Source organism: Paraburkholderia sp. D15, from assembly GCF_029910215.1.
In the GTDB taxonomy this organism is placed as follows: domain Bacteria; phylum Pseudomonadota; class Gammaproteobacteria; order Burkholderiales; family Burkholderiaceae; genus Paraburkholderia.
This window is the reverse complement of sequence record NZ_CP110396.1, coordinates 2,269,060-2,290,112: the sequence shown is the minus strand read 5'-3', so window position 1 is coordinate 2,290,112 and position 21,053 is coordinate 2,269,060. Positions and strand designations below refer to the sequence as shown.

Annotated in this window: 17 protein-coding genes; 7 read left to right on the top strand and 10 right to left on the bottom strand. The window is 64.1% G+C overall.

Annotation, left to right across the window (positions count from 1 at the left end; genetic code table 11):
- Positions 1–51 precede the first annotated feature (51 nt).
- The 10 genes from LFL96_RS30000 to LFL96_RS29955 form a co-directional block, all read right to left on the bottom strand.
- Positions 52–924, bottom strand: coding sequence for a proteasome-type protease (locus LFL96_RS30000; protein WP_281001521.1), 873 nt, complete (start codon positions 922–924; stop codon positions 52–54).
- Between the two features lie 201 nt (positions 925–1,125).
- A complete protein-coding gene (locus LFL96_RS29995; protein WP_281001520.1) occupies positions 1,126–1,926 on the bottom strand; it encodes a transglutaminase family protein in 801 nt (266 codons plus the stop codon).
- A gap of 13 nt (positions 1,927–1,939) precedes the next feature.
- Positions 1,940–2,890, bottom strand: coding sequence for an alpha-E domain-containing protein (locus LFL96_RS29990; RefSeq protein WP_281001519.1), 951 nt, complete (start codon positions 2,888–2,890; stop codon positions 1,940–1,942).
- Positions 2,891–2,993: 103 nt separating this feature from the next.
- Complete coding sequence (locus tag LFL96_RS29985; protein ID WP_012426335.1) at positions 2,994–4,403, bottom strand: circularly permuted type 2 ATP-grasp protein; 1,410 nt, start codon at positions 4,401–4,403, stop codon at positions 2,994–2,996.
- 433 nt (positions 4,404–4,836) lie between these two features.
- Complete coding sequence (locus LFL96_RS29980; protein WP_281001518.1) at positions 4,837–5,289, bottom strand: HU family DNA-binding protein; 453 nt, start codon at positions 5,287–5,289, stop codon at positions 4,837–4,839.
- 497 nt (positions 5,290–5,786) lie between these two features.
- Positions 5,787–6,545, bottom strand: a complete 759-nt coding sequence (locus LFL96_RS29975) for a tetratricopeptide repeat protein (protein ID WP_281001517.1) — start codon at positions 6,543–6,545, stop codon at positions 5,787–5,789.
- Positions 6,546–6,553: 8 nt separating this feature from the next.
- Complete coding sequence (locus tag LFL96_RS29970) at positions 6,554–8,647, bottom strand: bifunctional 2',3'-cyclic-nucleotide 2'-phosphodiesterase/3'-nucleotidase (protein ID WP_281001516.1); 2,094 nt, start codon at positions 8,645–8,647, stop codon at positions 6,554–6,556.
- Positions 8,648–8,828: 181 nt separating this feature from the next.
- Positions 8,829–10,307 carry a PLP-dependent aminotransferase family protein gene (locus tag LFL96_RS29965; protein WP_281001515.1) on the bottom strand — a complete coding sequence of 493 codons (1,479 nt, stop codon included), beginning with the start codon at positions 10,305–10,307 and terminating at the stop codon, positions 8,829–8,831.
- A 248-nt stretch (positions 10,308–10,555) separates the two neighbouring features.
- Positions 10,556–12,097, bottom strand: coding sequence for an oligopeptide:H+ symporter (locus LFL96_RS29960; RefSeq protein ID WP_281001514.1), 1,542 nt, complete (start codon positions 12,095–12,097; stop codon positions 10,556–10,558).
- Between the two features lie 91 nt (positions 12,098–12,188).
- Positions 12,189–12,452, bottom strand: a complete 264-nt coding sequence (locus LFL96_RS29955; RefSeq protein WP_281001513.1) for a hypothetical protein — start codon at positions 12,450–12,452, stop codon at positions 12,189–12,191.
- A gap of 419 nt (positions 12,453–12,871) precedes the next feature.
- Between LFL96_RS29955 and LFL96_RS29950 the strand changes: the two genes are divergently transcribed.
- The 7 genes from LFL96_RS29950 to LFL96_RS29920 all read left to right on the top strand — a co-directional run bounded on the left by LFL96_RS29950 (position 12,872) and on the right by LFL96_RS29920 (position 20,992).
- Positions 12,872–13,444: a cupin domain-containing protein gene (locus tag LFL96_RS29950; RefSeq protein WP_281001512.1), complete on the top strand. Its 573-nt coding sequence runs from the start codon at positions 12,872–12,874 to the stop codon at positions 13,442–13,444.
- 171 nt (positions 13,445–13,615) lie between these two features.
- Positions 13,616–15,235, top strand: a complete 1,620-nt coding sequence (locus LFL96_RS29945) for a peptide ABC transporter substrate-binding protein (protein WP_281001511.1) — start codon at positions 13,616–13,618, stop codon at positions 15,233–15,235.
- 16 nt (positions 15,236–15,251) lie between these two features.
- Entirely contained in the window at positions 15,252–16,190 is a 939-nt protein-coding gene (locus LFL96_RS29940) for an ABC transporter permease subunit (protein ID WP_281001510.1), read from the top strand.
- A 3-nt stretch (positions 16,191–16,193) separates the two neighbouring features.
- Complete coding sequence (locus LFL96_RS29935; RefSeq protein WP_281001509.1) at positions 16,194–17,108, top strand: ABC transporter permease subunit; 915 nt, start codon at positions 16,194–16,196, stop codon at positions 17,106–17,108.
- Position 17,109: 1 nt separating this feature from the next.
- Positions 17,110–18,108 carry an oligopeptide/dipeptide ABC transporter ATP-binding protein gene (locus LFL96_RS29930; protein ID WP_281001508.1) on the top strand — a complete coding sequence of 333 codons (999 nt, stop codon included), beginning with the start codon at positions 17,110–17,112 and terminating at the stop codon, positions 18,106–18,108.
- Positions 18,105–19,139: an oligopeptide/dipeptide ABC transporter ATP-binding protein gene (locus LFL96_RS29925; RefSeq protein WP_281001507.1), complete on the top strand. Its 1,035-nt coding sequence runs from the start codon at positions 18,105–18,107 to the stop codon at positions 19,137–19,139. The genes LFL96_RS29930 and LFL96_RS29925 overlap by 4 nt, the downstream gene beginning before the upstream one ends.
- 269 nt (positions 19,140–19,408) lie before the next feature.
- Complete coding sequence (locus LFL96_RS29920) at positions 19,409–20,992, top strand: OprD family outer membrane porin (protein ID WP_281001506.1); 1,584 nt, start codon at positions 19,409–19,411, stop codon at positions 20,990–20,992.
- The last annotated feature ends 61 nt before the right edge of the window (positions 20,993–21,053 follow it).

Sequence of the window (21,053 nt, the reverse complement as noted above, 5' to 3'; positions counted from 1 at the left end):
ACCTTCGTCCCACGCCAGCACGCCGGCGCGGCGTCCATCGACTACTCGCGCCTAGCGCCGCTGCGCTTTCCCCTTCTCAGCCTGCGCCAACGTCTGCGCGGGCTTGGCATCGAATTCATGCTCGACGCCATCCGCGCCGACCGGCGCGCGATGCAGCACCAGCGCACGCTCCTGACGCAACACCGGCGCGCCAGTCGTCTCCCGCCAGTCCGGATCGGGAATCTCGCCGAACACCTGACGCAGCCGCTCGCCCCAGGTGCGATGAATCATCTCGAAGTACGCGTTGTCGTGATCGATCGAGACGAAGCGCGTGACGCGCAGCGAATCCTTCTCGTAGACCAGCAGATCGAGCGGCAAGCCGACCGACAGATTCGAGCGCAGCGTCGAATCCATCGAGATCAGCGCGCACTTGGCCGCTTCGTCGAGCGGCGTGGACGGCGTCAGCACCCGGTCGATGATCGGCTTGCCGTATTTGGCTTCGCCAATCTGGAAATACGGATTCACCGCCGACGCTTCGATGAAATTCCCCGCCGCGTAAATCATGAAAAGACGCGGCCGGCTGCCCGCAATCTGCCCGCCGAGAATGAAGCTGCAATTGAAATCGACGCCGAATTCCTGCAACGCCTCCGCCTCGCGCTGATGCACGCACCGCACCGCGCGGCCGATCACACGCGCGGCGTCGGCCATGGTGGGGGCATTCCACAGCGTCGGCTGGGTAGGATCGGTGGGTTCGGACAATTCGTGCAGCACGGCCTGCGTGAGCGACAGATTGCCCGCGCCCAGCAGCACGAGCACGCGCTCGCCGGGTTGCTCGAACACCGACATCTTGCGCGCGGTGCTGATGTGATCGACGCCCGCATTGGTGCGCGTATCGGAGAGGAACACGAGGCCGTCGTCGACGGTCATCGCGACACAGTAAGTCATGAGGAAAAGATCCCGCTGGAGGCTGCTGAACGGCGCTATTGTAATGCGGCGCGCACGCACCGCTCTTCCGTATTACGGCGGCGGCGCGGGCAAACTGAATGGCAATGTGGGCTAACGCTCGCTGCCGGGGCGCTCATGCTCATGCTCATGCCCGGCCGCGTGCCATACGCGACTGCATCGCTGCGCGATGACGCCATGCCGCTATTGCGGCATCTGCGAACTGACCGTCACCGACACCTTCAGTTGTTCCTCCAGCCCCCCAACACGCCGTCCGCGTACCGGCGCGGCGGCCTCGTAATCGCGTGCGACGGCGAGCCGGCAATAGATCTCGCTCGCAAACGCGGCATGCGTGACGTCGACGGAAATCCAGCCCTTGCCTTCGAGCCACACGTCCACCCACGCATGACTCGCGGCATGTTCGACCTCGCCGGGTTCGATATAGCCGCTCACGTAGCGCGCCGGAACGCCACGCGCGCGGCAGCAGGCGAGCATCAGATGCGCGTGGTCCTGACACACGCCGTTGCCGAGCGCGAGCGCCTGGCCGGCCGTGCTGGTGACCTCGGTGACGCCCGGGTTGTACTTCACGCGCTGCACGATCTGCTCGGACAAGGCGATCAGATTCGATGCACTGGCGAGCGCCGGCACCGTCGCGGCCAGCTCGCGAATCGCCGCATCGGCCTCGGTCAGCCGCGTCGAGCAGGTGAAATGTTCGAGCGGGATCGGACCGACGCCGTCGGGCAAATGACCGTCGATCAGCGGCAGCGTGTCGACTTCGCCGGACACATGTAGACGGATTTCGTTGTGCGGCTTGTTGATGACCAGCGTATGCAGCACGTTGCCGTACGCGTCGAAGGTGGCGTCGAGTTTGCCCGGCGCGTCGATGCTCCAGCGCCGCACCACCTGCGAGGCGCCGCTCGCGGGCGTCAGACGTAGCTGCTGGATCGAATAGTGAACCGTCGCTTCGTAGCGATAGGACGTGTCGTGGCGGATCGTCAGAAACATAAAGAGAACTCCGTCAGGCAACGGGCAGCATCAGATAGGTACGCGCGACCAGATTGCCGAGCTCGAACACGCGAGCCAGGAACTGCGTCAGATAGGCGTGCAGGCCGGCTTCGAAAATCTGCCGGATGTCGGAGTACACGAGTTCGGCGCGCAGTTTGCCGGCGAAACGTTCGGTCTGGTTCGAGCCCGAGGTGCGCAACATCGCGAGATTCGCGCAGACCCCGTCGAGCGAGGCGAGCAGCGAGCGCGGCATCTGCTGGTTCAGGATCATCAACTCGACCACGCGCGCGGGCGTGACCACGTCGCGATAAACCTTGCGATAGATCTCCAGCGCCGACACCGAACTCAGGATCGACGTCCAGTAGTAGAAGTCTTCGAGCTGGCGCGCGGCATCGCGTGAATTCGGCTCGACATCCGCGAAGCGCACGTCGAGAATCCGCGCGGTGTTGTCGGCCCGTTCGAGATAGGTGCCGAGCTGCGTGAAGAAAAACGCGTCGTCCTGCAACGCGGTGCCGATCGTCACGCCGCGCGACAGATGCGAGCGGAACTTCACCCACTCGAACAGCGCGCCCGGATTGCCGGCCGCCTGCCCCGACGCGATCCGTTCGTTGAATTCGAGCCACGTATCGTTAATGGTTTCCCACCATTCGGTGGTCAGCGTGCCGCGCACCGCGCGGGCGTTTTCGCGCGCGGCCTGCAGACACGAGTGAATACTCGACGGATTGTTGGCGTCCGCCACCATGAAATCGAGCACGTGTTCGCGCGTCGGTTCGTCGTAGCGTTGCGCGAACGCGGTTTCGAGTTCGGAGATGCGCAGCACCGAACGTTGCGCGCGCGCTTCCTGCTCGGGCGTCTGCGGCAATAGCAGCGCTTTCAGGTTGATGTCGAGCATGCGGGCGGTGTTCTCCGCGCGCTCCATGTAGCGGGCCATCCAGAAGAGGTGATCGGCGGTGCGGCTTAGCATGACGGCGTTCCGTATCTGATGAATGAGCTGATGAGTTAGCTGATGACAAGCGACCCGCGTCGAACCTATCGAAGCACGTAACGGGTCTGCGCGGACAACCGCTTCAGTCGACCATCCAGGTGTCCTTGGTCCCGCCTCCCTGCGACGAGTTGACCACGAGCGAACCCTCCTGCAGCGCGACCCGCGTGAGGCCGCCAGCCACCATCGTGACGGTCTTGCCGGACAGCACGAACGGCCGCAGATCGATATGGCGCGGCGCGATGCCGGCTTCGACGAAGGTCGGACACGCGGAAAGCGCGAGCGTGGGCTGCGCGATATAACCCGCCGGCCGCGCGATCAGCCGCTCGCGGAACGACTCGATTTCGGCCTTCGTCGAGGCCGGTCCCACCAGCATCCCGTAGCCGCCGGCGCCATGCACTTCCTTCACGACCAGCTCCGGCAGATGCGCGAGCGTGTACGCCAGATCGTCGGGTTTGCGGCACTGAAACGTGGGGACGTTGTTGAGAATCGGCTTCTCGCCGAGATAGAACTCGATCATTTCCGGCACATACGGATAGATCGATTTGTCGTCGGCGATGCCGGTGCCCATCGCGTTCGCGAGCGCGACGCGGCCCGCGCGATACGCGGTCAGCAAGCCCGGCACGCCGAGCGCCGAATCGTTGCGGAACGCGAGCGGGTCGAGAAAATCGTCGTCGACGCGACGGTAGATCACGTCGACGCGTTTCGGTCCTTGCGTGGTACGCATGAACACATAGTTGTCGTCGACGAACAGGTCCTTGCCTTCGACGAGTTCGACGCCCATCTGCTGCGCGAGGAAGGTGTGCTCGAAATACGCGGAGTTGTACATGCCCGGCGTGAGCACCACGACCACCGGATCGTCGACGCCTTCCGGCGCGACCGAGCGCAGCGTATCGAGCAACAGGTCGGGATAATGCGCGACCGGCGCGATGCGGTTCTGCACGAACAGCTCGGGAAACAACCGCATCATCATCTTGCGGTTTTCGAGCATGTAGGAGACGCCGGAGGGCACGCGCAAGTTGTCTTCGAGCACGTAGAACTCGCCCTCGTCGCCCGCGCGCACCACATCGACACCGGCGATATGCGCGTAAACACCGAGCGGCACATTCACGCCCTGCATCTCGGGACGATACTGCGCGTTGGTATAGACCTGCTCGGCCGGCACGATGCCGGCGCGCACGATGTTGCGATCGTGATAGACGTCGTGGATAAACAGATTGAGCGCCTGCACGCGCTGACGTAAACCCGCTTCGAGCGTTTGCCATTCGCCGCGCGGAATGATGCGCGGAATCAGGTCGAAGGGAATCAGCCGTTCGGTGCCGGACAGGTCGCCGTTCACCGCGAAGGTGATGCCGACCCGGCGAAACAGCAGGTCGGCTTCCGCACGCTTGCGTGCGATCGCCTCGTTGCCCTGCTTCACCAGCCACCGCTCAAAGCGCGCGTAGTGTGGCCGCACGGCATCGTCATGATGACGCATCTCGTCATAGCATCGCATGTCACGCCCCGCTCTTGTTGTCGGATAGAAGGCGAATGCGCTGCGCATTCGGTGTTCGACAATCGATCAAGCAAGCGCTATGCCATTGAGCTTTTCGCGCACAACCCACGATACGTGCACGCTAACAGCGCATCCCGACCGGCACGGCTTCGCTGCCATCGTACTGCGGCGGCTCATGATGCGCTAGTACGGTGCATCCGCAGCATGGCGGTGCGTGTGTCGTTCGATTCGCGGTGCGCGATGGGTGCGATCGAACGTTCCCGAATGCGGACGAAGGCCGGCGAGCGGCGCGTCGCGCCCATGAAAAAATCCCCGTGAGTTTGCACTCACGGGGATTTCGAACAACCTGTACCGCGGAATGGATGAAACGTTAACGATGTTTAAACCCGATGTTTAAGCCCGATGTCCAAACCCGCCAACGCTCCAAACGCATTTAGCCCGCAGCAGCGTCCTTCAGCTTCTTCAGCGGACGTGCCTTGATGCGCACGCTAGCCGGCTTGGCCGGGAACCAGCGCTCTTCACCCGAGAACGGGTCCTTGCCGAAGCGCTTCTTCTTCGCCGGCACAGCTTGCACGACGATCTTCAGAAGACCCGACAGCGTGAATTCGCCAGCGCCCTTCTTGTGCACGGCGCCGAGGATCGTATCTTCGAGCGCGGCCAGCACGGCCTTGGCGGTCTTCGGTTCCACAGCGGCGCGTTCCGCGACGTGTGCAGCCAGCGAGGCCTTCGTGAAGGTGTCCTTGATCGGCGACGGAGCGCCGGACGCCTTCACGGCGACCTTCTTAGCTGCGACAGCTTTCTTCGCAGGAACTTTCTTTGCAGCAACCTTCTTGGTCGGTACCGGGGCAGCAGCCTTCTTGGCCACCTTTTTTGCGGAAGTCGGCATGTTTCTCCTACCTGTTGTGGTCAGTGAATAGCACGAAGCGCACACGGTATGTGCACGCTTCAAGGCCGGATTCTACAAGCGCTAATACGATTTGCGCGACTCTTTTGTGTATAACGCCCAGGGTTTGTTGCGTCGTGCAGACTTCGCAACACATTTTGATGCTTGTTTTAGCGGGTAAACGTGTGTCGGAGCAGGTCGTCGAGGCCGACAACACAAATCGGTAACGCACGTTACAAGGCGTTTCGATGCATGCGTATCGACCTATCCGGCGATAACGGATTCGGCGGTGTGCGGCGCGAAAACGCATGAACGGGTGGACGATCGCGTCCGTCGCGCACTCGTCAAGCGCTCGCCGTTCATCTCCACGCAGCGGAAAAAACACGCCCCCGGCAGCCTGTTTCGCTGCCGGGGGCGGCTAATTTTCCTCTGCGGCAGAAACGCGCAGCGCGTTCCGATGCGGCGTTCGAAGCGTGAATCGAACCCGCGCTCGACGCCGCTTACTGTCGGCTGACGTGCTTCAGATCGTGCTCGCTTTCCTTCACGTGCGCCCAGTATTCGTCGACGTCGCGTTTCAGGCCGAGCTCGCCGTTGCGATACGCGATCGCCAGCGCGAGGTTGGCTTCGGGTAACTCCGCGTTGGCCGCGCGCGTCAGCCATTGCAGCGCGAGCGCATCGTCGTGCGGCAATGTCGCGCCGAAACGGTACTCGTTGGCGAGCTGGAATTGCGCGAGCGGCAGCCCCGCCTGCGCGGCGCGCGCAAGCCAGTGCAATGCCAGCGCATCGTCGCGCGCGACGCCGTAGCCGTTGCGATGCAGCGTCGCCAGATCGTACGCGGCCTGAGCGTCGAGCGGCGCGTGCGTGACGGCCTGCTCCAGCCAACGGCGGCTCTCCGCGTAGTCCGGCGCGATGCCGGGCACACCGCGCAGCAGCAGATGACCCAGCGTGGCTTGCGCGCGTGGCGCGCCGTCGAGCGCAAGTTGCCGATACAACTCGACGCCATCGCGGCGCTCGTCGAGTCGTGTCGAGCTGATCGACACGTCGGCCAGCGCCTCGCGCGCCGCCGCGTTGCCGAACGCCGCCGTCAGACGCAATCGCCACACCGGCGACGCATCGTGCGTGGACGCACCCTGCATCTGCCAGTCGTCGATCTGCGCATCGGACACGTGCGTGGCCGCCAGCGTGGCGAGCGTGCCGACGACGACCGCGAAAGCCGCCGCCAGCGTCAACGCGAATCGCGCGCTCATCGGCGCTTTCATCGGCGCGCTCATTGATTCAGGTTGACCGAGTACACCGCAAGCCCCTTGCCGGTGCCGTCGTCGGCCTGGATCTGCGCGACGTTGTTGATGCCGTTGGCCTGTGCAAGCGAGACCAGATTCGGCGCCGCCTTGAACGTCACCGGCCCGGCGGTCGCGACCTTCGTGAAGCGCCAGCTACGATCGCTGCCGTTGGTCGCCGCCTTGATCGCCACCACTTTCTTGATGTACGCGATCAGCACGTCGCGGCTCGCATCCGGCGACGCGTAGATCGTCTTGCTGCCGTCGAGACCCGGGAAATTGCCGCCGCCGCTCGCGCGATAGTTGTTGGTCGCGACGATGAACGACTGCGTGTCCGAAATCGGCGCACCCTGATAGCTCAGGTTGCGAATCCGGTTGCCGACCGCCTGCGTCACGTCGATTTCGTAGCTGAAGTCCTTCGACGTGATCATGTCGAAGTTGTAGCCCGGGTAGGTACTGACCAGCGCCTGCGCCGCCGTGTTGGCCGGATCGATCTTGTTGAAGCGCTTCGCCGCGGTTTCGAGCCAGGCCTTCAGGTCGGCGCCCGTCACCTTCACCGCGTAGATCGTATTCGGGTACAGGTACAGGTCGGCGGCGTTGTTGATCGCCACGTTGCCTTGCGCGACGTCGGTGAAATCGTTACCGCCGCCGAAACCGCTCTTGAACGGCGCGCTTACCGACAACACCGGAATGCCCGCGTATTGCGGCAGATTCGCGCTGATGTAGTCCTGCGTGTACGCGGCCTGCGCCTGGTTGACGATCTCGATGGCGGACACGTCGCCCACGTCGGCGAAGTAGGTCGTCATGCGGAAATCGGTCGACCCGATCGGCGTCTTCACGTAGTTGATGGTCGCCGCGTGTTCGGCCGCGATCGCCTGCGAGATCGACGGATCGACCGCGACGTAGCTGTTGTCCGCGTTCTGGATCGCGCGCGCTTCCGCGGTGCTCGAATTACGATCGACTGTCCACGTGCCGTTCGCGTAGTTCAGCGCGAGCTTGATGACGCCGAGGTGCTTGCCCCAGAAATTCGCCATCACGGTCGGCACACCGTTGACGGTGCCCTTCACCTTGTCGACGCCCGGCAGGTTGAACTGCGTGACGGTGCTGTTCTTGTCCGGGAACACCTGGTGCGAGTGGCCGATCAGCATCGCGTCGATGCCCGGCACTTTCGACAGATAGTAGCTGCCGTTTTCCATCGACGGCGAATAGGTCGAATTGTCGAGGCCGCCGTGCGACATCGCGACGATGATCTGCGCGCCCTTCGCCTTCATTTCCGGCACGTACTTCGACGCGCTTTCCACGAGGCCTTGCGTGTAAACGTTGCCATCGAGCCAGCGCTTGTCCCACGACATGATCGCCGGCGGCGTGAAGCCGATCACGCCGATCTTCACCGGCGCGCTGACGGTCTTGCCGTCGGGCGACCTGGCGGTCAGCGTGCGTTCGATAATCGTGTACGGCTTGAAGATCGGCTGCTGCGATTTCGCGCCGAGCACGTTCGACAGCACCAGCGGAAATTGCGGGCCCGCGCACTTCGGTTGCGACGCCACCGGGCTCATGTTCGGCACGTCGAACGCGTTGCCCGTGACCTGTGCGAGAAACGGCAGGCCGTAGTTGAATTCGTGATTGCCGATCGTGCCCGCGTCGTACTTCAGCAGGTTCATCACCTTGTAGACCCCCAGCGTGGTCTTGCAATCGATCGGCGCGACCTGCGCCTGGTAGTCGGCGAGCGCGGTGCCCTGGATCGTGTCGCCGTCGTCGAGCAGCATCGTGTTCGGGAATTCCTTGCGCGCCGCCGCGATCAGCGTCGCCGTGCGCTCCAGCCCGAGCGACTTGTCTTCGGCCAGCTTGTAGTAGTCGTAGCTGAGCAGATTGGTGTGGATGTCGGTCGTTTCGAGCAACGCGAGCGTCGCGGTCGTGCCGTTCGCCACCGTCGTTTGCTGCGCGGCCGTCGACGCCGGCTTGTCGGCATCGAGGCCGCTGCCGCATGCCGACAGACCGAGCGCGCTCAATGTGCCAAGGGTCGTTATCGCGCTCAACGCGCCGCGTGCACGCTGCCACTTTCCTGCCATCGACTTCACTTGCATCCTGACTGCCCTCCAGTTCGTTATGTTGTCGTGCCGGTCGGTGAGGCCGGCTTTGCATTACAAACAATTACAGAGGCGCAAGCGTACGGCTGCTTTGTGACAATGATTTGTATGGAAGTCGATAGGCTTAAGTAATGTTTATCGTGACTGCTGGCGACTACGGTGAGGCCGGCGCTTCATCTCAACGCGCGATGCGCGGCAGCACCTCGGCCAGCTTCGCGAGCGACGCATCGACGTGTTCGACCGCGATGCTGCCGTAGCCGAAGATCAGTCCCGCCCGCGGTTTCGCGCGCAGATAAAACGGCGCGAGCCCATAGATGCCGACGGCTTCGCTGCGCGCCGCGGCGACTACTGCTGCCTCGCTCAACGGCGCTTTCAGGTGCGCCGCCATGTGAATGCCCGCCGTCGGCACGATCGGTTCGAACCAGCGTGCGAGATCGCCCTGCAAGTGATGCAGCAGCATCGCGCGACGCGCCGCGTAGGTCTTGTGCATGCGCCGCAGATGCTTGGCGAAATCGCCGTTGAGCATGAACGACGCGAGCGCGGTCTGCGTGAGCGTGCAGCCATGTCCATCGACGATCTGGCGCGCCTTGAGCAGCGCGCCGCGCAGCGACGCGGGCGGCACCACGTAGCCCATGCGCAACTCCGGAAAGATGGTCTTGGAAAACGTGCCCACGTATGCGACGAGTCCCGCGCGATCGAGACTCTTCAGCGGCTCCATCGGCCGGCCTTCGAAGCGGTACTCGCAGTCGTAATCGTCCTCGATGATCACCGCGCCGCGCTTCTGCGCCCATTCGAGCAACTCGACGCGCCGTTCCAGACTCATCGGCATGCCGAGCGGAAACTGATGCGACGGCGTCACATACACGAGCCGCGCGTTGTCCGGCAGCCGGGCAACGATCAAGCCTTCGCTATCCACCGGCACCGGCACGACGCGCGCGCCGGCCGCCTGGAAGCACGCATGCACCGGCGGATACCCGGGGTCTTCGATCGCCGCGACATCGCCGGGACGAAACGTGATGCGCGCGATAAGATCGAGCGCGTTCTGCGCGCCCTGCGTGACGATCACGTCGTCCCAGTTGCTCGACACCGCGCGGTTGAACGCGAGGTAACGCGAGATCGCGAGACGCAGTTCCTGTTCGCCGCCCGCCTCGCGATAAGTGCCGGGACTGCGCGCCTGCGCGCGCAGCGCGTGATTCACGCAACGGCGCCACACGTCGAACGGAAACAGCGACTTGTCGACCGCGCCGCCGACGAAATCGAGCGGCGACGGCACCGTCGCGCGTGGCAGCGGCAGGATGTCCGGCATCTCGTCCCAGAGCGGCTGCGCGCGCGCCGCGCTGCGTGCGCCAGGCTTCGCGTGTTCGCGCGCGGAGTCGACCTCGCGCGCGTGCGCGGAACTCGCTGCCGGCAGGCGTTCGAGACCCTCCGCGACGAAGGTGCCCGAGCCCGCGCGGGCGCTGAGATAGCCCTCGGCGAGCAGGCGCTCGAACACGTCGAGCGTGGTCTTGCGCGACACGCCCAGTTGCGTCGCGAGATCGCGCGTGGACGGCAAGCGCGTGCCGCCGGCAAGACGCCCTTCGAGAATGCCCGCGCGCAGTTGCCGATAGATCTGTCCGGACAGGTCGTGATGTCCTTCGACGACGATATGGATGTCCATCCGATTGGCTACCTCAACTATCCGGCAAATGATCAGGTCGAAAGACCAGTGACGGCCCTAAGCTTACCTCCGCGGGAGGAAGCTGCAATTCCCGGAACGAGGTCGCGGCTTATCAATGCAAAACGGCGCGCCTCGTTCGAGGCGCGCCGTTTTGCAGGGTGCGTTGCTGTCGGCAAGGCAGCGCAGGTGCGCCGCCTTGCCAGAGGTCGACAGGTCTACGTGCCGGCGTGCCGGCACGCCGGCGTCATTTACTCCGCCACCGCGCCGCTCAACGTCGCATTGCGATGCGCATCCGCGCGCGCCTCGTCGGCGCAACGCTGATGTTCGCGCGACAGCTTGCGCATCAGCGGCAGCAGCAGCACGGCGACCAGCGCGCCGACCGCCGCCAGCCAGCCGAGGCCGGTGAACAGTTTGGTGTACAGCGGCAGCGATTCGAGCGGATCCATATTGCCCGACGGCATCTGCGCGAAATTCGCCACCACGCTGCCGAGATACTGCGACACGCCGGTCGCGACAAAATAAGCGCCCATCATGAAACCGCTCATGCGAGCCGGCACGTAGCGCGCGATCATCGCGAGACCCAGGCCACTCACCAGCAGTTCGCCGAGCGAGTACAAACCGTAGCCGCCGACCATGAACCACGACGACACGCGGCCGTTGACCGCGTAGTTGCCGCTCGCCGCGTAGACGAAGAAGCCGGCCGCGACGACCGCGAAACCGAACGCGTACTTCACCGCGACGGGCACGTCCTTGCCGCTCTTCGCCAGCTTCGTATACAGCAGCGCGAGCAGCGGGCTCAGCAGCATGATCCAGATGGGATTGAGCGCCTGAAACTGCGCGGCGCTCCACGTGAACCAGGTCTGACCGAACAGGATGAAACGCGGATCGACGTTGCGCAGCGCGAACAGCGTGAGCGACGTGGACATCTGCACGTAGAACACGAAGAACAGAATCACCTGCGCGGTCAGGATCAGCGCGGCCACCAGACCCGAGCGCTCCGAGCGTTCGCACTTCAACAGCATGTAGCCGAAGATCGCCAGGATCGCGATACCCGCGGTGTACACGCACGCGACCGCGATCGCCTTGTGCTGCAGCACGAACATCGTCACCGCGCCCAGCGCGAGGCCGCCCAGCGCCACCGCGCCGACGCGCTTCCAGCGCACCGGTTCGGCGTCCGGCGCGGAACCGATATGCGCGAGCGTGCGGAACATGATCACGTAGTTCAGCATCGACAGCAGCATGCCGGCGCAGCACACCGCGAACGCCGTGTGCCAACCCCAATGGTCCTTGATCCACGGCGTCGCGAGCATCGACACCGTCGAGCCGATGTTGACCGCCATGTAGTAAATCGTGAACGCGCTGTCGATGCGCGCATCGTCGCCTTCGTAGATACGGCGTACGAGATTCGCGGCATTCGCCTTGAACAGACCGTTGCCCACCACGATCACGCCGAGCGTCGCATACATATAAGGCAGTTGCTCGTTCGGCAGCGCCAGCATGAAGTAGCCGGCCGCCAGCACGCCGGCGCCGAAGATCATCGTGCGGCGCGCGCCGAGAATCTTGTCGCCGATCCAGCCGCCGATGGACGGCGACGCATAGACCAGCGCCGTGAACGCGCCCCACGTAAGCGTGGCGTGGCTATCGGTGAAGCCGAGCTTGTCGATCATGAACAGCACGAGCAGGGCCGCCATGCCGTAGTAGCCGAAACGTTCCCACAGTTCGATCAGAAAGACCGTCGAGAACGAGCGGGTCTGCGAGACGCGAGCGCCCGGTGGCGTAAATGAATTCATCGTGTACCTCTAGTTCAAACGGTTGCGACGCCGCGCGAAAGTGCCGCGCGGCGCGAAAAACAGGACCTCGACCAGCAGGCCGGCAAAACAGTCAGGGCAATCGGGACAAGCGGGGAATGAAAGTGACGCGCATCGCGAGGCAAAGCTCGGGCGCGCGACGCGCCGAGGGTTCACACGCGGCGGCCGCGTCGGGCGGCGGCAGGCCGTGCGCCTGCGGCGGAAAAAGGTCGGCAGTGATGGTCAAGTCCTTACGCCGGACGCCGTTCGGATGGAACGTGCCGGTCAGTGCTCCGCCGCGCAGGATCGCTACGCGCGGAAAGTTAAGTGGCGGCCGGTCTCTGCATGCGATGCGCATGCGCGGAGCCGATCCGCCAGGCGGGGCGATTCTCCGAAGAGAAACGTCTCGCGTCACTCAGGGAAACCACCTAAACGACACCCTTCCGATTCATTTCCCACTTTCGCGTTGTCAAGCCCTCCATCCGCCCCCGAAAGATTCGGTAATCTCTCCGGCCGACGTTCCCTGACACCTGGATGGCATATCTGCACGTATCATCGTGCAAACAGCAACTTTTACCGCCGAGTTGCTGCCGTTTCTCACAATAATCCGGTCAATATGGCTTCCGGACTTTCAGTTCTGGCAACATAGAGCGTTGTCTCCAAATTGCGGTCTTTAGCATTTCCGGGGGCTCAAACGGCCCGCAGCCCAGTCCGGACCGTAATCAAACCATATTTACTTATATCAAACAAATTTTGACGGGCTAATTTCCTCCTGCTATGGTCACGACAATTCGTAAGAGCAATCCGGCACTTGAAATCGGCAGCAAGATTCGCGCGCTTCGCCATCGGCTGAAACGCACCCTGGATGACACGGCAACGGCGGCAGGCATTTCCAAGCCGTTTCTGTCGCAAGTGGAACGCGGTCTCGCGTCGCCGTCCATCACGTCGCTGGCCGGCATTGCTCACGCCCTCGGGGTAACGGTGCAGTATTTCGTCGACACGCCCAGCGAAGAACGCTCGGTGTGCCGCGGCGAGCAGTTGAAGTTTTTCGGTTTTGCGGACTCGGCCAATCTGTTTGCACGGCTGACCAATCTGACGGGCGGCCGTCAGCTCGAGGCGATCCTCGTGAGGATGCCACCCGGGCAGAAGCGCTCCGAAGTCACGACGCATGCCGGTGAAGAGTTCATGTATGTGATCGACGGCGAAGTGTCGTTGACGCTGGAAGGCAAAACGTTCGAATTGCACGCGGGAGACAGCGCGCATTACGAATCGACGGTGCCGCACAGCTGGGTGAACACCGCGAAGATCGAGTCGGTGGTCGTCTGGGTGGGCACACCAAGGCTGTTTTAGAAAGCAGGCATCTTTTCCGGTTGAACCGGCCAGGGATTGCCTGCATTACAACATGTAAGGAATCCTGTATGCCGGACAAGCAACAAGGGCCGCCCTGGCCCGGGCACCGCGGATAAACCGGGCGCTCCGGCGTCAGCGTTCTTCTCTCGACCTTTCCTGCGACTTCAACCGATGAAAATCCCGTTCGTCCACGCGACGGCGCTGACCGCGCTCGTCCTCACGTTTCAGCCCTCCGCCTCCTTCGCCGTGACGGTGCCCCCGGGCGTCACGCTTGCCGCCACGCAGGAAATGACGCGCCAGGTGCCGGGCGAAACCGAATCGCTCGACCCCGCGCACATCGAATCGTGGACCGGCAATACGATCGCGTTCGATCTGCTCGAAGGCCTGACGCGCATGGACGCGAGCGGCGCGATCGTGCCGGGCGTCGCCGAATCGTGGACCCGTACCGGGCCGACCACCTGGGTCTTCAAGCTGCGCCACGACGCGCGCTGGAGCAACGGTCAGCCGGTCACGGCGGCCGACTTCGTGTACTCGTGGCAGCGCGTGCTCGATCCGAAGACGGGTTCGAAGTACACCGTGCTGGTCGAATTCGTGAAGAACGCGAAGGCGATTCTGGCGGGCAAGGCACCGCTGTCGAGCCTCGGCGTGCGCGCGGTCGATCCGTACACGCTCGAAGTGACGACCGAAGTCCCCGCGACCTTCTTCACGCAATTGACGGCGATGGCGCCGATGACGCCGGTCAACCGCGCGGTCGTCGCGAAGTTCGGCAGCGACTGGACGCGTCCGGGCAACTTCGTCGGCAACGGTCCGTATGTGCTCGCCGACTGGCAGCCGAACAACCGCCTCGTGGCGACCAAAAGCCCGACCTACTGGAACGCCGCCAAGGTCGTGATCACGAAAGTGACCTACCTGCCGATCGAAAACGACGAGACGGCGATGCGCATGTATCAGGCCGGCCAGTTCGACTATACGTACACGATTCCGTCGGGCATCTACACGCAGGTGAGCAAGCAGTTCGGCTCCGAATTGCAGACCGGTCTGCAGATCGCCACCTACTACTACAGCCTGAATAACGACGACCCCGCCTTCAAGGACAAACGCGTGCGCCAGGCGCTGGCGATGGTGCTGGACCGCGACCTGCTGACCAAGCGGCTGACCGCCGACGGCGAAGTGCCGCTGTACGGCTTGATCGCCACGGGCACGCAAGGCGCCGGCGTCTTCAAGCCGGAATGGGCGAGCTGGCCGATGGCCAAACGCGTCGACTACGCGCGCAATCTGCTGAAGAGCGCGGGCTATTCGGACGCGAAGCCGCTGACGTTCTCGCTCACCTACAACACCAACGACCTGCACAAGAAGGTCGCGCTGTTCGCGACATCGGAATGGCGCACCAAGCTCGGCGTGAACGCCAAGCTCGAAAACGTCGAATTCAAGGTACTGCTCAAGCAGCGTCACGACGGCAAGGTGCAGGCCTCGCGCGACGGCTGGTTCGTCGACTATAACGACGCCAACTCGTTCTTCGATCTGATCCGCTGCAACAGCGTGCAGAACGACCAGCACTACTGCAACCCGCAGGTCGACAAGCTGATCGACGAAGGCAACCAGCAGCTCGACGACACGAAGCGCACCGCGCTGTTCACGCAGGCGCACGACCTGGCCATGAACGATTACCCGCTGGTGGCGCTGTTCCAGTACTCCGCGGATCGTCTGGTCAAGCCGTACGTGGGCGGCTACAAGCCGACCAACTACCTCGACATGCGCGCCACGCAAGACATGTATCTGATCAAGCACTAAGCGCGGGAGCACCGTCATGCTGGCCTATACGCTGCGCCGCACGCTCTGGGCGATCCCGACGATTCTCGCCGTGATCACCGCGTGCTATCTGTTGCTGCATCTCACCCCGGGCGGCCCGTTCGACACGGAGAAACACCTGTCGGCGGCCGTGATGGCGAACCTCAACGCCAAGTATCACCTCGACGAACCGCTGTGGCTGCAGTACGTCCACTACCTCGGCGCGCTGCTGCACGGCGACCTCGGGCCGTCGTTCCGCTACGCCGACTGGAGCGTCAACGATCTGGTGTGGAAAGCGTTGCCGGTGAGCCTCGGCGTGGGCGGCGTATCGGTGCCGATCGCGCTCGTGATCGGCGTCACGCTCGGCACGCTGGCCGCGGTGCGGCGCGATCGTTTCATCGATCACTTCGTGATGGTGCTCGGCAATCTCGGCAACGTGGTGCCGCCGTTCGTGCTGGGCCCGGTGCTGGTGTGGATCTTCGCGATCCTGCTGAAGACTTCCGAAGGCCAGGGCTGGCTGCCCGCCGGCGGCTGGGGCGACGGCGAATGGCGCTACCGCGTGCTGCCGATCGTGCTGCTCGTCATCATCAACGTGGCGGGGATCGCGCGGGTCATGCGCGGCAGCATGATCGAAGTGCTGTCGGGCAACTTCATCCGCACCGCGCGCGCCAAGGGTCTGCCGGGCCGCACGATCGTCCTGCGGCACGCGATGAAGCCCGCGCTGATGCCGGTCGTGTCGCTGCTCGGTTCGATCTGCATCTCGTCGATCACCGCGGCGGTGGTCACCGAGTCGGTGTTCGCGCTGCCGGGCCTCGGCCAACTGGTCGTCAACGGCGCGATCAATCGCGACTACACCCTGGTGCTCGGCCTCGTCGTGCTGACGACGGTCGTCGCCGTGCTGTTCAACCTGCTGGTCGACCTCGCGTACGCGTGGCTCGATCCGCGCATCCGGTACTGATCCATGGCCCGCTCTCTTCAAACGGCTGCCGCGGCGCTCGATCCGCTCGCGGCCATCGCCAACGCGCCGCGTTCGCGCGGCCCGCTCGCCACCGCCGCCGCGCGCTTCGTGCGCAACCGCGCGGCGTTCACCGGCCTCGTCGTATTGCTGCTGATCGTGATCGCCTGCGTGGCCGGTCCGTGGCTGCTGCCGAACGGCCCGATCGATAGCGACTGGAGCGCGATCAGCCTGCCGCCCACGCTGCAGAACATGCACTGGTTCGGCACCGACGAACTCGGCCGCGATCTGCTCGCGCGCACGCTGCAAGGCGGGCGCGTGTCGCTCGAAGTCGGCTTGCTCGGCACGCTGGTGTCGGGACTCATCGGCGTCGCGTACGGTGCGACCGCCGGCTACCTGGGCGGACGCGTCGACGCGGTGATGATGCGCATCGTCGACATGATGTACGCGATCCCCTACATGCTGATCGCGATTCTGATGATGACGCTGTTCGGCCGCGCGTTCTATCTGGTGGTGCTCACCATCAGCGCGTTCTCGTGGCTCGACATGGCGCGCGTGGCGCGCGGTCAAACGCTGTCGCTGCGCTCGCGCGAATTCATCGATGCGGCCAGGGCCATCGGCGTGAACTCGCGCTCGATCATCGCGCGCCATATCGTGCCGAATCTGTTCGGCGTGGTGGTGGTCTACGCGAGCGTGACGGTGCCGAACATCGTGCTGACCGAATCGGTGCTGTCGTTCCTCGGCCTCGGCGTGCAGGAACCCATGACGAGCTGGGGCGTGCTGATTCAGGACGGCGCGCAGAAACTCGATTCGATGCCCTGGCTGCTGCTGTGCCCCGCCGTGATGCTGTGCGTCGCGCTGTATGCCGTGAATTTCGTCGGCGACGGTTTGCGCGACGCGTTCGACCCGAAGGACCGCTGACATGCCGCTACTCGAAGTCAAAGACCTCAGCGTGCGCTTTACGCGCCGCGAAGGCGCACCGGTCGACGCGGTGCAACGCGTGTCGTTCTCGCTCGAAGCGGGCCGCACGCTCGGCATCGTCGGCGAGTCGGGCTCCGGCAAGAGCCAGACCGTGATGGCGCTGCTCGGCCTGCTGGCCGGCAACGGCAAGGTGTCCGGCAGCGCCACGTATCGCGGCGACAACCTGCTGGCCATGGACGAAGCGGCGTTGAACAGGATTCGCGGCGACCGCATCGGCATGATCTTTCAGGACCCGATGACCTCGCTCAATCCGTTCCTGACGATCGAGCGGCAGATGACCGAGATGCTGCAACTGCATCGCCGGATGTCGCGCCGCGAAGCGCGCCGCCGCGCGATCGAAACGCTGGAGTCGGTGCGCATTCCCGACGCCGCGCGGCGCATCTGCATGTATCCGCACGAATTCTCGGGCGGCATGCGCCAGCGCGTGATGATCGCGATGGCGCTGCTCTCCGAGCCCGAGATCCTGATCGCCGACGAACCCACCACCGCGCTCGACGTCACCGTGCAGGCGCAGATCATCGAACTGCTGCGCGAGCTGAACCGCGAACGCGGCACGGCGATCATCCTGATCACGCACGACATGGGCGTGGTCGCTGGTCTGTGCGACGACGTGATGGTGATGTACGCGGGCCAGACCGTCGAGCAGGCGAGCGCCGAAACGCTGTTCGCCGCGCCCACGCATCCGTACACGCTGGGTCTCCTGAACGCGCTGCCGCGTCTCACTGACGAAGACGACGAAGCGCCGTTGCAAACCATTCCCGGCAATCCCCCGCTACCCGGCGAAGTCGGCCAGGGCTGCGCGTTCGCGCCGCGCTGCGCATTCTGCACCGAGCGCTGCCTCGAAGCGCGTCCGCCGCTCGCGGCCGCGCAAGGCAATCCCGGCGCGCTGCGCGCGTGCTTCAAACCGGTAGGCGAAATCCTGGAGGCACAACACGTATGAACGCGATGCCCGGCGCACATCACGACGCAGCGACGCTGCTGTCCGTCGACAATCTCAAGGTGCAATTCAGCGTGGCGCGCGGCGGCTACCCGTGGTCGGGCAAGGCGACGCTGCGCGCGGTGGACGGCGTGTCGTTCAACGTACGACGCGGTGAAACCGTCGGCCTCGTCGGCGAATCGGGTTGCGGCAAGTCCACGCTCGCGCGCGCGATCATCGGCCTCGCGCCGGTCGCGAGCGGCAGCGTGCGCTGGCTCGGCAACGAGACCGTGCTGAGCGGCGCGCGGCGCGACACGTCGCGTTTGCGCCGCGACGTGCAGATGATTTTCCAGGACCCGCTCGCCTCGCTCGATCCGCGCATGACGATCGAACAGATCGTCGCGGAACCGCTGCTCACGCATGGCCAGCACGTCGCCCGCGCGGACGTGCAACGGCGCGTGCTGACCATGCTCGAACGCGTCGGCCTGAATGCGCAGCATCTGCGCCGCTATCCGCACGAGTTTTCCGGCGGCCAGTGTCAACGTGTGGGTATCGCGCGCGCGCTGATCGGCGAGCCGCAACTGGTGATCTGCGACGAGCCGGTCTCCGCGCTCGACGTGTCGATCCAGGCGCAGATCGTCAATCTGCTGCGCGATCTGCAACGCGAACTGTCGCTGTCGCTGCTGTTCGTCGCGCACGATCTCGCGGTCGTGAAGGCGATCAGTCACCGCGTGCTGGTGATGTACCTCGGCCGCGTGATGGAGTTCGGCGAGAAGCGCGAGGTCTACGGCGCGCCGCGTCATCCGTACACGCGTGCATTGCTGTCCGCGGTGCCGGTGCCCGATCCGGTGGTGGAGCGCGCGCGACGCCATCTGCTGCTGCGCGGCGAGATCGCTTCGCCGCTGAGTCCGCCTTCGGGTTGCGCGTTCCGCACGCGCTGTCCGGATGCGATCGAAGCCTGCGCCACCGACATTCCGCAGGCCGTCACGCATGGCGCGAGCGCCACGCGCATCGCGTGCATTCGCGTCGGGGAGGTGGCGAAACCGACGGCTTGAAGCAATACCCGTCATTCTATCCACCGCAATCAAACCGCCTGCATTCAGGCACCGGCATCAACTCGACTTCACCGCATCCGATTCCGTCATACAGCGCCAACGCAAGACCGCAACAGATAAAGCTTCCACCGATAAAAAAACCGATTTCCCGGCGCGACCGCCAATCGCGCCGATGGATTCGCTCGTCCTGCCATCAGCAGAACAGGCGATAAGCGTGGACTGGCTAACCGCCAGCCAAAGATTCACCACAATAATCAGAGACGTACTCAATGAAAGCTAGCCGAACAAAAAACCGGACGAAAAAGTCCGGCGCAGCGACCTTTTTTTATTGCGCATTCACGCTGCCCGCGCTGACGCTCGCCGCCAGTGCGTATGCCGACGACGGCGTCACGGAGCCCACCTCCACCACGTCGCGTACCCAGACGCTCGCGCAGGCGTCGCCTTCCACCACGCAGCACGCGGCAGAAACGGCGCCGGGCGCCTCGGCGAATAAATCCGGCAAGCGCCGCGCGGATCAGGGCGGTCAGGTGCCGGCCGATCAGCCCGACACCACCAACGCGGTCGTCAACGCCGAGGCCGCTCAAACCGTCGAGCCCGCCACGCCGCTGTCGAGCCAGGCGGCCAGCAAGGGCTTTATCGCCGACAGTCATCTGAATCTGCAATTCCGCAATTACTCCGACTACTTCCAGGCGCCCAACACGATCTACCGTCACGCGTGGATCCAGGGCGCGCAGGCCAACTACGAGTCCGGCTTCACGCAGGGCGTGGTCGGCTTCGGCGTGGACGCGTCGCTGTTCGCGGCGTTGAAGCTCGACGGCGGCAACGGCGCGAGCAACATGGTGCACGTCGGCAAGGACGGCGGCGGCTCGCAGCAGCTCGCGTGGGCCTACCCCGGCATGTACGACATCAAGGGACGCATTTCGGAAACGGTCGTGAAATACGGTTTGCAGACCGTCACCAATCCGTTTCTCGAACCGCACGACAACCGCGCGCTGCCGCCGACTTTCCTCGGCGTCTCGATGGTCAGCAACGACCTCGTGCACACCACGCTCGAAGCCGGTAGCTTCACCCGGGTCGACGCGCGTGGCCACACAAACCTGACCAACCTGACCACGTCGTATGGCGGCACACGTATCGACCGTTTGACGTATGTGGGCGGCACGTGGCATTACGCGCAGAACGGCGATGCGTCGCTTTACGTCGATCAGGCCGACGATGTCTGGCGTCAGTACTACGGTTCGGTCGCGCAGTCGTTCGGCGATCCGTCGACGATCAAGTGGAGCGGCTTCGCCAACATCTACTCGACGCACGACACCGGCGCGTCGAAGCAAGGCCACATCAACAGCAACGCGTACAGCGTGTCGATCTCGGCGCAGCACGGTCCGCACGCGCTGTTGCTCGGCTATCAGCAGGTGCTCGGCGACCAGTTCTTCGACTACGTGAACGAGACCAACGGCATCTACCTGACCAACTCGATGGACGTGGACTACAACGCGCCGCACGAGCAATCGCTGCAACTGCGCTATACGTTCGACGGCAAGTACGCCGGTCTGCCGGGTCTGAAGGCGATGTTCTGGGGCGAGTACGGCTGGAACGCGGATGCATCGGCGGGCGCGGCGCAGAATGCGTCGCCGACGGCGGCACTGCATGACCTGTACTGGAAGAACGGCGAACCGGTGCACGGCCATCACCACGAGTTCGGCTTCATTCCGAGCTACACGCTGCAAAGCGGCCGCTTCAAGGACACGAAGATCACGTTCATCGCGATGTGGCACAACAGCCAGTATCACTACTCGGACGGCAACAACATGGAATACCGTCTGGTCGTGAATGTGCCGGTGAAGGTGTTCTAAGGTTAAGGCTGCGAGGCGTCACGGCTCTCCGCGAAGGAGGACGCGACGCCTTTTTTGTTTT

Coding starts and splice junctions, on each gene's coding strand:
- LFL96_RS30000 (WP_281001521.1), bottom strand. CDS start 924: ATGACTTACTGTGTCGCGATGACCGTCGACGACGGCCTCGTGTTCCTC.
- LFL96_RS29925 (WP_281001507.1), top strand. CDS start 18,105: ATGAACGCGATGCCCGGCGCACATCACGACGCAGCGACGCTGCTGTCC.
- LFL96_RS29960 (WP_281001514.1), bottom strand. CDS start 12,097: ATGAATTCATTTACGCCACCGGGCGCTCGCGTCTCGCAGACCCGCTCG.
- LFL96_RS29950 (WP_281001512.1), top strand. CDS start 12,872: ATGGTCACGACAATTCGTAAGAGCAATCCGGCACTTGAAATCGGCAGC.
- LFL96_RS29930 (WP_281001508.1), top strand. CDS start 17,110: ATGCCGCTACTCGAAGTCAAAGACCTCAGCGTGCGCTTTACGCGCCGC.
- LFL96_RS29970 (WP_281001516.1), bottom strand. CDS start 8,647: ATGCAAGTGAAGTCGATGGCAGGAAAGTGGCAGCGTGCACGCGGCGCG.
- LFL96_RS29990 (WP_281001519.1), bottom strand. CDS start 2,890: ATGCTAAGCCGCACCGCCGATCACCTCTTCTGGATGGCCCGCTACATG.
- LFL96_RS29975 (WP_281001517.1), bottom strand. CDS start 6,545: ATGAAAGCGCCGATGAGCGCGCGATTCGCGTTGACGCTGGCGGCGGCT.
- LFL96_RS29985 (WP_012426335.1), bottom strand. CDS start 4,403: ATGCGATGCTATGACGAGATGCGTCATCATGACGATGCCGTGCGGCCA.
- LFL96_RS29955 (WP_281001513.1), bottom strand. CDS start 12,452: ATGCGCATCGCATGCAGAGACCGGCCGCCACTTAACTTTCCGCGCGTA.
- LFL96_RS29940 (WP_281001510.1), top strand. CDS start 15,252: ATGCTGGCCTATACGCTGCGCCGCACGCTCTGGGCGATCCCGACGATT.
- LFL96_RS29965 (WP_281001515.1), bottom strand. CDS start 10,307: ATGGACATCCATATCGTCGTCGAAGGACATCACGACCTGTCCGGACAG.
- LFL96_RS29935 (WP_281001509.1), top strand. CDS start 16,194: ATGGCCCGCTCTCTTCAAACGGCTGCCGCGGCGCTCGATCCGCTCGCG.
- LFL96_RS29980 (WP_281001518.1), bottom strand. CDS start 5,289: ATGCCGACTTCCGCAAAAAAGGTGGCCAAGAAGGCTGCTGCCCCGGTA.
- LFL96_RS29995 (WP_281001520.1), bottom strand. CDS start 1,926: ATGTTTCTGACGATCCGCCACGACACGTCCTATCGCTACGAAGCGACG.
- LFL96_RS29945 (WP_281001511.1), top strand. CDS start 13,616: ATGAAAATCCCGTTCGTCCACGCGACGGCGCTGACCGCGCTCGTCCTC.
- LFL96_RS29920 (WP_281001506.1), top strand. CDS start 19,409: ATGAAAGCTAGCCGAACAAAAAACCGGACGAAAAAGTCCGGCGCAGCG.